Source organism: Leucobacter sp. OH1287 (assembly GCF_003859945.1).
Classification (GTDB): Bacteria; Actinomycetota; Actinomycetes; order Actinomycetales; family Microbacteriaceae; genus Canibacter.
The window spans coordinates 41,115-55,307 of record NZ_RQYM01000006.1 but is presented as its reverse complement, the minus strand read 5'-3'; the positions used below and the strand labels follow the sequence as shown (position 1 = coordinate 55,307).

Below are 14,193 nucleotides of genomic sequence, written 5' to 3'. Positions count from 1 at the left end.
AAGCTATTTAAACCGGGGGTTACCGGCTACCGGAAGTTAACAAACTGCAGCGCCACATCAACGTCTGCCTCTTTCAGCAGCGCAATGGTCGCCTGCAGATCGTCGCGGCTCTTCGAGCTGACCCGCAGCTCATCGCCCTGGATCTGGCTCTTTACGCTCTTCGGTGCCTCGTCGCGGATCAGCTTGTTCAGCTGCTTCGCGGTCGGCTGGTCGATTCCCTCTTTCAGCTTTGCCTCAATCCGGGTCTCTTTACCGCTCGCGTACGGATCGCCCGCGTCGAGGGTTTTCAGTGACAGCCCGCGCTTCACAAACTTTGACTGCAGCACGTCAAGCGCCGCAAGCGCGCGATCCTCACTGTTTGCCTTAATCAAAACGGTATCGCCGCTGAGCTCAACAACCGCGCCGGTGTCTTTGAAATCGTAGCGCTGCTCGATTTCTTTGCGCGCCTGATTGGTTGCGTTCTCAACCTCCATGCGATCAATTTTGCTCACTACGTCAAATGATGAATCAGCCATAACATCAATTTTACTTAACTTTCCGGCAAAAAACTTGGTGTTAGCGCAAATTACCGCTTCGATGGACGAGATTTTTTAAGCAGAGCGGAATAAGCTTAGGGTGTGAGCTATGACCTGAGCAGTAACGCACCCCAAGCCCGGATCCGCTATGTCGCAATCGGCGACAGCTTCAGCGAGGGCGTCGGAGATGAGCGATCAGACGGATCCACCCGCGGCTGGGCGGGGCTGCTCGCGCAGGGTCTCGCGGACGCAACCGGCGAACCTGTGCAGTACGCAAACCTCGCGATCCGCGGCCGAAAAATGCGCGCGATTCTGGAGGAACAGCTGGAGCCGGCGATCGCCCTGAAACCGACCATGATCTCGTTCAACGGCGGCGGCAACGATATGCTGCGCCCGCAAACCGATATACCCTGGATTATGCAGCGCACCCGCGAGGCGCTGCAGCGCATTCAGGCCGCAGGCATTGAGCCGCTGCTGATTGCGGGGGCGGATCCAACCGGCGGGCTCCCGGGAGGCTCGCGCACCCGCGCTAAGGGTGACGAGATGACCGTCGCCGCCTACCAGCTTGCCGCCGAGCTTGACGTTCGTTTCTGCGACAACTGGAGCAGCGTGATCTTAAAACAGCGCGGCTACTGGAGCCCCGACCGGCTGCACCTCGCCCCGGTCGGTCACCGGCGGGTTGCCGCGAACGTGCTGCAGACGCTCGGCTATGAGGTGCCCGCTGACTGGGAGATTACCGCGCCGGCGGTGCCGAAGACGTCACTTCGGCAGGAGGTGCGGTACACGCGCGAGCACGTTGCGCCGTGGGTGAAGCGGCGACTGACGGGACGCTCCAGCGGCGACGGCCGCAGCCCGCAGCACCCCGAGTTCGTCTGGGTTTTGCCGGGCGGATCCGCCCCCACCACCTAAATTACCGCTGGCAACAAAAAGTCTGCGAGCCAGAGTGTGAAACTCTGACCCGCAGACTCCTTGCAGTAATCGAAGCCGGTTAGACCGGGCGGATCCGCTAGCAAACTCGCTTAAACGGTGCCACCGCAGGCCGGTTAGGCGTCGGGCAGTTTGGTGAACCCGGTAACAGGCTGCGCCTCATCGAAGTTCGCAGGCTGCTTCCGGAAGCCGCGCGTCACGAGCGCGAGGATCAGAACGCCGACAACCAGCCAGATTGAACCGGTGAGCAGTGACACCTGATCCAGCTGTGACCACAGCAGGGTTGTCAGCAGGGTTCCGATACCCGGCATCACAATGTACTTGAAGATGTCGCCAGGGGTGTGGCGGCGGCCCTGCCTGATCGCGAACCATGCGATAACCGACAGGTTCACGAAGGTGAACGCGATCAGCGCGCCGAAGTTAATGATTGAGGCAACGGTGTCAAGGTCAAGCCAGATTGCCAGCAGCGCGACAATACCAACAATCACAACGCTGTAGACAGGGGTTGAAGTCTTTGGATTGATGCGACCGAAGATCTTGCCCGGCAGCAGGTTGTTGCGACCCATCACGAGCAGCATACGTGACACAGAAGCGTGTGAGGCAAGACCGGACGCCATGGTTGCGGCGAAACCAGCGGAGACGAAGATGAACTGGAATACCGGGCCGCCAACGATCTTACCGATTGCCGGGAGCGGATCCTCAAGATCGCTCTCTGCCTTCTCAAGTGACTCACCGTGGTTGTTCATCAGCTCGTCAATGATGTACTCGTTGGTTGGGAACAGCTGCTGGGTGAGGTAACCGGCGATCAGGAAGATCAGGCCACCGAGCATCACGGTCAGGAGGATTGCGCGAGGCATAATCTTCGGGTTCTTTGCCTCCTCCGCGTACATGGTGATCGCGTCGAAACCGATGAATGAGAAGCAAACAACGGTTGCGCCGCCAACGAGCACGAGCGGCTCAAACGCCTCAAGGCCGTTCTCGATTGGTTCACCAACGAACGGAGTTGAGCTCAGCACGGTGCCGTTACCATGACCCTCAAGCAGCAGGTTAACCGCGAACACACAGAAGACGACCATAACGACCAGCGCAAACAGCAGCAGCAGGCTGTTGAAGTTTGAGGTGCCGCGCATTGTCAGCGCAACAGTGCCGGTGATGACGATGGTCAGCAGCACAACGGTCACCCAGCCGGGGATCTCTGGCCACACCGATTCGAGGTAGAGGCGTAGAATCAGCACGTTAACCAGCGGCAGCATCAGGTAGTCGAGCAGCGCCACCCAGCCGACCAGGAAGCCAACGTTAGGGTGCATTGACTCTCTCGTGTAGGTGTATGCGGATCCGGCCTGCGGGAATACGCCAACCATCTTGCCGTAACTGACCGCTGTGAACGCCATCACGACGAGCGCCACAATGTACGCGCTCGGCACGGCGCCGTGTGTATCCTCCGACACAATCGCAAACGTGTCGAACACAACTGTCGGTGTCATATAACCCAGGCCGAGACCGACTATGGCCCACAACCCGAGGTTACGCTTCAGTGTACCTTGGTTTTGTGACATCTTGTCATTGCTCCTATCAGGCTTCGTTACCCAGTAACTTGTTTATTTATAGGCGAACCTTATTTTACGCAAAAACTCGGCCGCTGTGTGCAAAATTCTAGAAAAAACGCCTATATGCAGAAAATTGTTACCGTTGGGAGCGCTAATGTGCGGGATTGGGCGATTCTACTGCGGACGCTATTTCCCCGTCGGAACCATTCCCCTTAGGCGGTTATTCGTTCTGCGATTATTCGTCGCGCGGTTATTCGTCGCGCGGCACCAGCAGCTGCCGTTTCGCCAGGTCACGGTAGAGCGGGGTTGATTCGAGCAGCTCCTGGTGGGTTCCCGCACCAACCACTTCACCGTCAGCGAGCACAATAATCAGGTCACTGTCGATTACGGTTGCCAGTCGGTGAGCGATTACGAGCATTGTGCGACCGGTTGCGACATTGTCTAGCGCCTGCCGCATAATCGCCTCGTTAACCCCGTCAAGGTTAGCGGTTGATTCGTCAAGCAGCAGCACCGGCGCATCGCTCAGCAGGGCGCGCGCGATCGCCAGCCGCTGGCGCTCACCGCCCGAGAGCATCACGCCGTTCTCACCCACAGGGGTGTTGAGGCCGCTGGATCCGGATCCGCCCGCCTCTGACCGGGTGAGCAGGCCACCGAGATTAACCTCGCGCAGCACTCTCTCGCAGTCGTCGTCGCTCGCGTCGGGGTTGCCGAGCAGCAGATTGTCGCGGAGCGTGCCCGCGAGGACGGGGGCGTCCTGTTCAACGTAGCCGAGGTGTGCGCGCAGCTCCTCACGGTGTAGCTGCTTCAGATCGGCGCCGAAGAAGCGGATCGCGCCCGCGTCGGGGTCATTGAAACGCTCGATCAGGCCGAGAATCGTTGACTTGCCTGCGCCTGACGGACCGACGAGCGCAACCCGTTTACCCTCCGGCACTGCGAAGCTGACACCGTGCAGCACCGGGGTTTCAACAATCTCAGCGGGCAGTGTTTCGTTTCGGCCGCGACGGGAGACGAGTTTGCGGGCGTCAACCCGGTCGGGGGCGGCGGAGCGGTAGGTGAAGTGGACACCCTGCAGTTCGATTGCGGGCGCGCCCGGGATCCGCACCCGAGAAAGCGGCTGCAGCTCACCGGTTGGGGAGAGAGCGGCATCGTCGGCGGTTTCGGTTTTCAGGCGGGCGAGATCCTGGATCCGTCCGAGCGCACCGAGCGCCTGATTAACGGCGGCGACCGCCCCAAAAATCTGGCCCAGCGGGGTGAGCAGCAGGAACACGAAGATGATGAACGCGACCAGTTCGGCGACGGTTATGACGCCGGACGCAACCCGGTAACCACCAAAACCGAGCACCACCAGGAACGACAGCTGCAGCGCGATAAACGACACCGGAACAACCAGCGCGCTCAGTTTCGCAACCTTTAATCCCAGCCGGTACGCCGATTCTGCCTCGGCGGTGATCGCGGCGGCCTCCCGCTCGCTGGCACCGGCGGCCCTGATTGTGCGGATCGAGCCAACAGCGCGGTCAACGCTTGCGGCGAGGTCTCCAACCTTCTGCTGTGTTGCGGTGACGAGCGGGCGCATCCGAAGTGAAATACCGACAACAACCAGCAGCGCGAGCACCAGGGTTGCCGCCGTTGCAAGGAACAGCGCCGGGTCGATTATCAGCATGCCGATGAGCGCACCGATCAAAACGAGCACACCGCTGATCGCTTCAACCAGACCCTGTGTGAGCACAGCGCGCAGCAGGGTTGTGTCGCTGCCGATGCGGGAGACCAGGTCGCCTGAGCGGCGGCGATCAAACTCTGGGATTGGCAGGAACAGCAGTTTTTTAATCAGCGTGTTCCGCGAGCTCAGCACAACCCCCTCACCCATGCGCTGTAGGGTGTAGTGTTGCAGGCCGCTGAAGATCGCCATCACGAGCACCAGTCCGGCGAGCAGTGTGGCAAGCGAAAGCACCGGCTGCTGATTCTGCACGGCGGTGACGATAGCGCTAACCGTCAGTGGTTGCGCGAGCGCCGCAAGGGAGCTGACCAGGCCGAGTGCGAGCGAAACAATCAGCAGTTTGCGCTGCTGGAACAGGTACGGCAGCAGTTCCCGAACGGACGCCCGCAGCGGCTGATTATCGACTGGTGTGTTGTTAACTGGCACAGTTAAGAATCCTAACAGCGGCTAGTGAAAACAACCCGAGTCCGGGGGCTAGCGCGCCGCCGCTAGGCGATGTCGCGGCAGGTGACCGCCAGGTGCAGCGCCGCCTCGGCGGCCTCTTTACCCTTTGACTCCTTTGAGCCCGGCAGGCCGGAGCGGTCGAACGCCTGCTGCTCGTTGTCGACGGTTAGCACTCCAAAACCGACGGGTTTGCCGCTGTCGAGCTGAACCCGGGTGAGGCCAGCGGTAACCGCGTCACACACATAGTCGAAGTGCGGGGTGCCGCCGCGCACGATCACGCCGAGACAAACGGCCGCGTCGTAACCGTTCTGCAGCGCGGTTTGCGCCGCGAGCGGCAACTCAAAAGCACCGGCAACACGGTAGATTTTGAAGTCTGCGCAGGCGTCACTGAGCGTTTCTGCCGCCCCGTTAATCATCGCCTCGGTGATCTCCTGATGCCAGCTGCCGGCGATCACAGCAACCCGCAAGCCGCTGCCGGTTACGGTTAAATCTGGTGCGCCCTGTCCGCTCATTTGCTCTCTCCTAAAAACTTGGGGTTAAAGTCTGTTGTGCCGGTTTGGTTAGTCAAGCTCCGCTGGTAGCGCGTGCCCCATCCGGTCTCGCTTGGTGCGCAGATAGTCGCGGTTGTTGTCGCCAACGCTAACAACCAGCGGCACCAGTTCGGCAACGCTGACACCGTAAGATTCGAGCTGGTTGCGTTTGTCGGGGTTGTTGCTGAGCAGGCGAATGTTCTGCAGTCCCAGCTGCGCGATTATTTCCGCGGCCGCAACATAGTCGCGGGCGTCCGCTGGCAGCCCCAAATCGAGGTTTGCGTCGAGGGTGTCACGCCCTGTCTCCTGCAGCGCGTAGGCGCGCAGCTTGTTGGCGAGCCCAACCCCGCGCCCCTCGTGCCCGCGCATATAAACAACGACACCGCCCTCTGTCGCGATCCGCTGCAGCGAGGATTCCAGCTGCGGGCCGCACTCGCACTTCAGCGAACCGAACGCCTCGCCGGTTATGCACTCGGAGTGGACGCGCACAAGCGCACCCTCGCTTGGCAAAACACCGCTGTCATCGGTGCCGACCAGCGCAACATGGTCGATGCCGAGGTGCTGGTCGCGGTAGGCGAGCATCCGCAGTTCACCATAAATGGTTGGCACGAGCGTGTCAGCTTTCAGGCTGACTCGGCGGTGTGTGCGGCGCTGTTGCCGGGAGGCTGCGCCGGTTTCTGGATCCGCCAGCGGCTCATGCTCGTTCAGGTACTCGATCAGCTTCTCAATGGTTGTGACCGGGACATTCTCTCGCTCACCCAGTTCAAGCAGGCCGGGCATGCGCATCATTTCGCCGTCCTCCGCAACGATCTCGGCGATCATCGCGACCGGGCGCAGACCCGCGAGCCGCATCAGTTCAACAGACGCCTCGGTGTGTCCGGCACGCTGCCTCACCCCGCCGTCAACCGCGCGCAGCGGCAGCACATGGCCTGGCCTGCGCACATCGGTTGGTTTTGCGTCGGGTGCTGCGAGCCGGTGCAGGGTTGTCATCCTGTCGTGGGCGCTGATGCCGGTTGTCACACCCTCGGCGGCATCAACGGTGACGGTGTAGGCGGTGCTGCGCGCGTCCTCGTTAATCACCGTCATCATCGGCAGTTCCAGGGTGTCGGCGATCTCGTTCGACATTGGCGCACACAGCAGTCCCGATGAGTGCTGCACCGACCAGGCAACCCACTCCTGGGTTGCGAGTTCAGCGCTGAGGATCACGTCCCCTTCGTTCTCGCGGTTTTCATCGTCAGCAACGATCACGGGTTTACCGGCCTTAATGGCCGCGATAGCGGTTTCGATACTCGCGATGCTCAATTGAGATCTTCTCTTCTCTCTGGGGTTTTAGCTGCGAAGCTGTTCATTCTGGCGACGTGCCGCGCCATAATATCGGTTTCGATATTAACAGTATCGCCTGGTTTCAGGGCTCCGAGGTTGGTGGCGGTCTGTGTTTCTGGGATCAGCGAAACCTCAAACCACTGCTCTGTGTCAGCTGCCGGGCTCACCCGGGAAACGGTGAGGGAAACACCGTTAACGGTGATTGATCCCTTGTCAACAACCAGCGGCGCGTGAGAGCGGTCGAGGGAGAAACGCACAACCCGCATACTCGTTTCGTCGTTTACCGCGAGGACTGTGCTGGTGCCATCGATGTGGCCCTGCACAATGTGTCCGCCTAGCCTGGATCCAAGCGCCGCCGCCCGCTCTAGATTAACCGCGTCACCGACCGTGAGCGCACCGAGCGTTGACAGGTTAAGGGTTTGCCGCATCACATCGGCGGTGAAACTCTCGGGGGTCATTTCAATAACGGTTAGGCAGACGCCGTTAACCGCGATCGAGTCGCCGTGTTTTGCGTCGCCGAGCACCGCGGGACCCGTCACCGTCAGTTTAATGCCGTCGCCGAGCGGCGTAATCTCGCTAATCTGGCCAACTGTTTCAATGAGTCCGGTAAACATTAAACTGCCTCACTCTTTGCAGTCGGGGTGGATTCGGTCGGCTGTGCCTCGGCCTGTGGTGTCTCAGCCGGTGGGTCAGCGGCCTGTGGCGCCTCGGCTGGTTGCGCCGGGGTTTGCTGCTGGTCAGGCTGCGTCAGAGTCGCGCGGATCAGGGTGTCCTGACCGAGCTTGGTTTCGGAAACAACGCGCAGCTGTTTTATCTCCGCAATGCTTGAAACACCGATGTCGCCGACGGCACTAAAATCGGCGTAGTCATCGCAGCCGATCAGGCTCGGCGCAACATAGATCAAAAGCTCACTAACCACACCGGCCTTCAGCATCGAGCTGGTTAGTTTCGGCCCGCCCTCAATAAACACTGAGTCGTAGCCGCGCCGTTTCAAATCCTTGAGGGCCGCAATCAGTGCGGCACCGCTGTCCGTCGCATACTGGGGTGGATCCGCGATCCCGCGTGCAGCAAGTGCTGGATGCTCGCGCAGCTTCGCGTCCGCCGGCACTTGACGCCGCCCAAACACCACCGGCACCGGTTGCTGATCGGGCGAAACAAGCAGTTCACCGGCGGGGGTGCGGGCGGTGAGGCTGGGGTTGTCGGCGAGCACGGTGCCGGTGCCAACCGCGATCGCGGCTGCGGCTGCGCGGCGACTGTGCACGTCAGCGCGGGCGGCGGGGCCGGTGATCCACTGGCTGGTGCCGTCCGGGGCTGCTGCTTTACCGTCAATGGTTTGCGCCCACTTCGCGATAACCGCGGGCAGTTCGGGGGAGCGGGCCGGCAGCCACGGCGAAACGGTCGCGGCTGCTCCCGGCTCGGCGGTGCGTGCTAGCCAGTCTGTGACGAGGTGTGCGGCAGCGCTCTCTCGCACACCGCCGATCACCTCAATTCCGGCTGCCCGCAGCGCTGAAGCGCCGCCGCCAGAAACCTGACCGGGGTCTTTGCATGCAAACACAACCCGGCTGACCCCAGCCTGCCGCAGCGCGGCAGAGCAGGGACCGGTGCGTCCCGTGTGGTTACACGGTTCAAGAGTGACAACGGCGGTTAGATTTGCCGCCTGACCAGGGGTTTGCAGGGCAGCGAGAGCGGCCACCTCGGCGTGCTGGGTGCCGGCACCGCGATGCCAGCCCTCGGCTACGATCCGCCCCTCACCGTCGATCAGCACACAGCCAACCTGCGGGTTTGGGGTGTTGTCTGGCCCGAACCCGGCAATTGCGATGGCGCGATCCATCGCCGCCTCAAGCTGCGCCGTATTAAGTCCCATAGCTACCGCCTCAGCAGGCAACAGGCTGCCTAGCGCAACCCCATCGCCTGATAAACTCGCTCAACGGTTGCGTCAGCAACCTCGCGTGCGCGGTCAGCCGCGTCGCCGAGCAGTCTGTCCAGTTCGGCTGGGTCATCCAACAGCTCAGTGGTGCGGGTGCGGATCGGTGCGAATGTCGCCTCAATCAGCTCCGCGAGCTGCTTCTTCAGGTCTCCGTAACCGGATCCTGCAAACTCGGCAGCAACCTCGTCGACCGGGCGATCCGCTAGCGCGCTAAAAATGGTTAACAGGTTAGAGATGCCGGGCTTGTTGTCACGGTCGAAGCGGATCTCACCGTCGGTGTCGGTGACTGCCCGCATAATCTTCTTCCGGGTTTTTGCCGGGTCATCAAGCACGTTAATCAGACCGGCATCACTCGCCGCCGATTTCGACATTTTTGCGGTTGGATCCTGCAGGTCAAACACCTTCGCGCTCGCCTGCTGAATCTGCGCCTCCGGCACAACAAAGGTGTCGCCGAAGCGGGAGTTGAAACGCTGCGCGAGGTTGCGGGTTAGCTCAACGTGCTGCCGCTGATCCTCACCAACCGGCACGATGTTTGCGTTGTAGAGCAGAATATCCGCCGCCATCAGAATCGGGTAGGTGAACAGGCCAACGGTTGTGCTGTCGGCGCCGTAACGCTGCGACTTGTCTTTGAACTGGGTCATGCGCCCAGCCTCACCGAAGCCGGTCAGGGTGTTTAACGCCCAGGCGAGCTCGGTGTGCGCGGGCACGTCCGACTGTACGTAGAGGGTTGATTTTGCCGGGTCGATCCCCGCGGCAATATACTGTGCTGCGGTTTTCCGGGTGCGCTCGCGCAGCTCCTTTGGATCCTGCGGCACGGTTATGGCGTGCAGGTTGACGACACAGAAGTAACAGTTGTTGTCCTCCTGCATTTTCGTCCACTGGGTTAGCGCCCCAACATAGTTGCCGAGGTGCAGGGAGTCAGCCGACGGCTGCATTCCCGAAAAAATTACTGGTTTAGTGCTCATTGGTTATTTCTTAAATCTGTTAGCGGGGTATCTAGCGGGTTAATCGGTGCTAAAGGCGATAGTCTGCGATAACCGGGGCGTGATCTGACCAGCGAGTATCGTAGCTGGGGTAGCGATCCACCCGATAGTCGCTAACCGCCTTCGCAAGCTGCGGTGTCACAACGTGGTAGTCGATCCGCCACCCTGTGTCATTGTCAAAAGCCTGCCCGCGGTTAGACCACCAGCTGTATGGCCCGTCCACCTCACCGGCAAACTCGCGACCGACATCGTGCCAGCCGAGTCCGGTGCGCTCGCCGCCGTCAACACAGGCGATTGTCTCGCCAGCTGCGCCGAAGAAGGCATCAAAGTAGGCGCGCTCCTCAGCTAAAAAGCCGCTCTTTTTGCGGTTGCCGCGCCAGTTTTTAATGTCAAGCTCACGGTGCCCGACATTCAGGTCACCAACCACCGCAACCAGCTCGCGCTCGTTTTTAAGCTCGCCAAGCCGCTCGGTCATGGCGTTAAGCATCGCCCATTTTTGTTCCTGCCGCTCCGTGCCAACCTCGCCGGAGTGCATATAAACACTGACAACGGTAACGCTTTTATCGCCCACCTGATAATCTGCCTCAAGCCAGCGACCGCCCGACGCAGCCTCCTCCGGGCCAACACCGGTGCGGTGTGCGAGCGCCGGGGTACGGCTCAGCAGCGCAACACCCGCCCGCCCTTTCTGCGGAGCCTCATCGTGCAAAATATGCCACTCCGGGTCAATCAGCTGGCGAAGCTGCGAGGCATCAGCGCGCACCTCCTGCAGCGCCACAATATCGGCGCCGCAGTTTGCGAGCCAGTCGCCCATGCCTTTGCGGTACGCAGCGCGCACGCCGTTGACGTTGACAGAAACGAGACGAAAATCAGTCATGCCAACTATTTTACGCGTTGCGAGCTTAGAGATTGCGGATTTTTTGGCGGATCCACCCACCACACCGGTATTGTTAAAGGCAGGCGTGTAACCCCTCTTCTACTTGGGTAAAGAGCAACGAAGAACAGAACGTTGCTATTATTTGGGGTATTGCCTTCCGTTAAAGTTCCCAACAGCCAGGAGGTGTGTATGATTGCCGCATTCTCGATCGCTCCCAGCGGCCCGGTGCCGGGGCGCCCAGAGCGTGAGGGTGGATCCGTCTCAGATGCCGTCGCTGAGGCGGTGAAGGTTGTGCGTGCTTCCGGTCTGCCTCACCGAACCAGCTCGATGTTCACTGAAATTGAGGGGGAGTGGGATGAGGTTTTCGCGGTTATTAAAGCGGCAACCGAGGCGGTTCTGCCCTACGGTGCGAGGGTTTCACTGGTGATTAAAGCTGATATCCGCCCCGGCTACACAGGTGAGATGGACGGCAAACTGGAGCGTTTGGAGCGCGCAATCGCCGACTCAGAGTAACCCGTTGCCGCTTCGCGGCAAGTAGCTATTTTATTACCGTGTTTAGCGTTGCTTAACCGGGTAATCAGACAGGATTGAGATCCGGTTAAACATGTTGATTGTGATGGCTACCCACTCTGCCGCGGCGAACGCTTCATCCCCCAGCAGCTCCCGGGCGCTCGCGAGTTCAGCTTCAACCGCTGGTGTGTGAGGAACCGAGGTTACTGCCTCAGCGATTATAAGCACCGCTCGTTCTCGTTCACTAAAGAGTGATGAGCCTCGCCAGGTTGGTAGCAGGTCAAGCTGCTGCTGTGTGACTCCGGCGGTGCGGGCAGAGTCCGCGTGAATATTTAGGCAGTAAGCGCACTGGTTAAGCTGGGATGCGCGAGTCATAATGAGTTCCGCCTCGGTGTCGGAAATACCGTGCTTGTTCGCTGTTTCGCTAACCGCTGAGCTGAGATTCAGTGTCGCCTCCCAGACTGCGGTGTCCAGCTTATCCAGGTATGGCCAGGTCATTTCACTCCTTAAAATCACTTGTTGCACTGTGGCCGCCCGCTGTTTTGGTCTTGTTAAACGGGCAATTTCAGGTTTAACAGTAGCAGCTAACAGCCGGGATTTTTAAACCCCACTTGCGGTTAGAGATATAGATGACCTGCGCTACACAAGTGTGCCGTTTGGGCGGAGGTGAATTAGAACCTTGCAAACCTTGTAGCCGGGGGTCTAAACCCTGGTGAGGGCGAGCAACTGCTCGGTGATCCGCTCCAACTCGGCAGCGGTTTTCTCCTTGCCACCCCACATTGGCGCGATGTGGACCCCGTCAGTCGCCGCGATTATCAGCGCCAGCGTATCCGGGTCGACGCCGTCACTGGCAAGCTGTTCAGTAAGCTCAGCCTCACCGCTTCTAATCACCGCCGCAGCCTCCGGGTGCCTGAGTAGAAACGACATCAGGAACATGCTGTCACGGGTTTTTTGACCGCTGACGCTCGGGCTGAGAGCCGCGCGGATGAAGCAGCGTGTGAATGATCTTGCCTCCCCGTCGAGCGGATCCTGCGCCGCCTCAAGGTCTTCACGAAAAGCCGCAACGGTCTGCTCGGCGAGCGCAACCAGCAGCGAGTCCTTGGACGGGAAGTGGTAGATTAGGCCGCCCTTTGAAACCTGCGCTGCCTTAGCAGTGCCCTCAAGCGTCAATTTTGCGGCGCCGCCCGCGAGTAGTCTCGCGGCAGCCCGCAGAATATCCTCGCGGGTCTGCTCTGCGGTTTGTCCCTGTTTGCGGCTCATCTGGCATTGTCCTTTTCATTCTCGCCGCCGCTGCTAATCTTCCCGTTCGGGATAAAACGCCAGGCAATAATCGTCAACAGCAGCCCAACCCCCATCGCGGTTACGGAGGTCAGTTGCATCGCGTGAATAAACGCCTCCGCGACAAGCGGTTCAGCTGCGGTTCCCTCAACCACCGGCATCGCCTGAGCGATTGAGTCGGCGACAGCGGCGCGATTCGCCCCCGTAATCTCGGCGGGAATCTCAACAAAGCTGCGATACAGTGAGGTGAGCAGCGTGCCGAGCACCGAAATACCGAGAACCGCTCCAATCTCGATGCTGGTTTCGGAGAGTGCAGCGGCCGCACCCGCTTTGGCGGGCGGGCTGGCTGTGAGCACAACATCGAGGGTGAGGCTCAGCGCGATACCCGCGCCAAAACCGACAAGCGCCAGCGCCACCCCGAGCCACAGGTAGCCCTCCTGGTTTTCGGCGAGCGCGAGCAGTCCCATGCCGAGGCTCATCGTCAGGGTGCCGAGCACAACACCGTAGCGGCGGCCGAGCCGTGACAGCACAACACCGATAATCAGCGGCGCGACGATCTGGGTTAGCGCGCCCGGCAGTTCGGCGATGCCTGCGAGCAGCGGACTAAACCCGCGAACAAACTGCAGATACTGCGAGAAGAACATAAACACACCGATCAGCGAGAAGATCGCGATCAGGTTGGTGGCGATTGCGCTGGTGAACGCCGGGTTCTTAAACAGCTCAATATCGAGCAGCGGATCATCGATGCGGCGCTGCCTGCGGAGGAACAGCCAGCCGGCAATCACCGTGATAATCAGTGTCAGCGCTGTTACACTGTCGAAGCCGTGTTTTGCGGAGTGTTTAATTGCGTAGATAAACGGTGTCATCGTCGCCAACGACAGCAGCGCGGAGATGATGTCGAAGCGGCCAGGGTTCGGGTTCCTAGACTCGGGCAGCAGGAAACTGCCCACCACAATAATCAGCAGCATAACCGGAACGTTAATCAAAAACACCGATCCCCACGAGAAATTCTCGATGAGGGCGCCGCCGATTAGGGGGCCGATTGCGGATCCACCACCGAAGGTTGTTGCCCAGAGCGCGACGGCGCGGGTGCGCTCGCGTTCGTCGGCGAAAATGTTGCGGATCAGCGCCATCGTTGACGGCATAATGCTCGCACCGGCAACACCCAATAGCGCCCGAGCTGCGATCAGTGTGTTCGGGTCGGGGGCAAAGGCGGCGACCAGGGAGGCGAGCGCGAAAACGGCGCTGCCGACCAGCAGGATCCGCTTACGGCCAACCCTGTCTGCGAGGTTGCCCATCGCAACCATTAGCCCCGCGATGGCGAGCGAGTAGATGTCGCTGATCCACAACAGCTGTTCAGCGGTTGGGGAGAGGTCGCGGGTGAGTGACGGGATCGCGAGGAACAGCACGGTGCCGTCGATTGACAGGATCAGGGTGCCGAGCATCAGCACGGCGAGCGCGGTCCAGCGTCCCGCGGCTGAGAGCGCTCTGGTGCCGGTGATTATGTCGGCGGATCCGGAAGTGTGTGACATAGTAGAAAACTATACCGTCTGGTCGGTTCAGTTCGAAATAGGGGTGGATCATCGGGGTTGCACGGTCTCGAGTGGCGGGGTCTTTGGAC

At 60.4% G+C, this 14,193-nt stretch carries 14 protein-coding genes; 2 read left to right on the top strand and 12 right to left on the bottom strand.

Translation table 11 applies throughout. The annotated features are described in order from the left end of the window. Positions 1-26: 26 nt before the first annotated feature. Positions 27-515 (bottom strand): YajQ family cyclic di-GMP-binding protein, encoded by a 489-nt coding sequence (locus tag EII30_RS04565; protein ID WP_124886148.1) that lies wholly within the window; start codon positions 513-515, stop codon positions 27-29. 102 nt (positions 516-617) lie between these two features. Between EII30_RS04565 and EII30_RS04560 the strand changes: the two genes are divergently transcribed. Continuing rightward, positions 618-1,424, top strand: coding sequence for an SGNH/GDSL hydrolase family protein (locus EII30_RS04560; protein ID WP_233569281.1), 807 nt, complete (start codon positions 618-620; stop codon positions 1,422-1,424). Between the two features lie 134 nt (positions 1,425-1,558). Here EII30_RS04560 and EII30_RS04555 read toward each other — a convergent pair whose 3' ends face one another. From EII30_RS04555 to EII30_RS04520, 8 genes are all read right to left on the bottom strand, one after another. Continuing rightward, on the bottom strand, positions 1,559-2,998 hold the full coding sequence (locus EII30_RS04555; RefSeq protein ID WP_199731569.1) for an APC family permease: 1,440 nt from the start codon (positions 2,996-2,998) through the stop codon (positions 1,559-1,561). A gap of 241 nt (positions 2,999-3,239) precedes the next feature. After that, entirely contained in the window at positions 3,240-5,129 is a 1,890-nt protein-coding gene (locus EII30_RS04550) for an ABC transporter ATP-binding protein (protein ID WP_233569280.1), read from the bottom strand. 62 nt (positions 5,130-5,191) lie between these two features. After that, positions 5,192-5,659 (bottom strand): 6,7-dimethyl-8-ribityllumazine synthase, encoded by a 468-nt coding sequence (gene ribH, locus EII30_RS04545; RefSeq protein ID WP_124886146.1) that lies wholly within the window; start codon positions 5,657-5,659, stop codon positions 5,192-5,194. A gap of 48 nt (positions 5,660-5,707) precedes the next feature. Further along, complete coding sequence (gene ribB, locus EII30_RS04540; RefSeq protein ID WP_124886145.1) at positions 5,708-6,979, bottom strand: 3,4-dihydroxy-2-butanone-4-phosphate synthase; 1,272 nt, start codon at positions 6,977-6,979, stop codon at positions 5,708-5,710. After that, on the bottom strand, positions 6,976-7,614 hold the full coding sequence (locus tag EII30_RS04535; RefSeq protein ID WP_124886144.1) for a riboflavin synthase: 639 nt from the start codon (positions 7,612-7,614) through the stop codon (positions 6,976-6,978). The genes ribB and EII30_RS04535 overlap by 4 nt, the downstream gene beginning before the upstream one ends. Next, positions 7,614-8,864 (bottom strand): bifunctional diaminohydroxyphosphoribosylaminopyrimidine deaminase/5-amino-6-(5-phosphoribosylamino)uracil reductase RibD, encoded by a 1,251-nt coding sequence (gene ribD / locus EII30_RS04530; protein WP_124886143.1) that lies wholly within the window; start codon positions 8,862-8,864, stop codon positions 7,614-7,616. Before ribD ends, EII30_RS04535 begins: the two co-directional genes overlap by 1 nt. A 29-nt stretch (positions 8,865-8,893) precedes the next feature. Then, positions 8,894-9,892, bottom strand: coding sequence for a tryptophan--tRNA ligase (gene trpS / locus EII30_RS04525; RefSeq protein ID WP_124886142.1), 999 nt, complete (start codon positions 9,890-9,892; stop codon positions 8,894-8,896). A 49-nt stretch (positions 9,893-9,941) separates the two neighbouring features. Then, entirely contained in the window at positions 9,942-10,784 is an 843-nt protein-coding gene (locus EII30_RS04520; RefSeq protein WP_124886141.1) for an exodeoxyribonuclease III, read from the bottom strand. Between the two features lie 189 nt (positions 10,785-10,973). Between EII30_RS04520 and EII30_RS04515 the strand changes: the two genes are divergently transcribed. Beyond that, on the top strand, positions 10,974-11,297 hold the full coding sequence (locus EII30_RS04515) for a thiamine-binding protein (protein WP_124886140.1): 324 nt from the start codon (positions 10,974-10,976) through the stop codon (positions 11,295-11,297). Between the two features lie 42 nt (positions 11,298-11,339). Here EII30_RS04515 and EII30_RS04510 read toward each other — a convergent pair whose 3' ends face one another. From EII30_RS04510 to EII30_RS04500, 3 genes are all read right to left on the bottom strand, one after another. Next, positions 11,340-11,792, bottom strand: a complete 453-nt coding sequence (locus EII30_RS04510) for a carboxymuconolactone decarboxylase family protein (RefSeq protein WP_124886139.1) — start codon at positions 11,790-11,792, stop codon at positions 11,340-11,342. 204 nt (positions 11,793-11,996) lie between these two features. After that, positions 11,997-12,554: a TetR family transcriptional regulator gene (locus EII30_RS04505; RefSeq protein ID WP_124886138.1), complete on the bottom strand. Its 558-nt coding sequence runs from the start codon at positions 12,552-12,554 to the stop codon at positions 11,997-11,999. Continuing rightward, entirely contained in the window at positions 12,551-14,104 is a 1,554-nt protein-coding gene (locus EII30_RS04500; protein WP_124886137.1) for an MFS transporter, read from the bottom strand. Before EII30_RS04500 ends, EII30_RS04505 begins: the two co-directional genes overlap by 4 nt. Positions 14,105-14,193 lie beyond the last annotated feature (89 nt).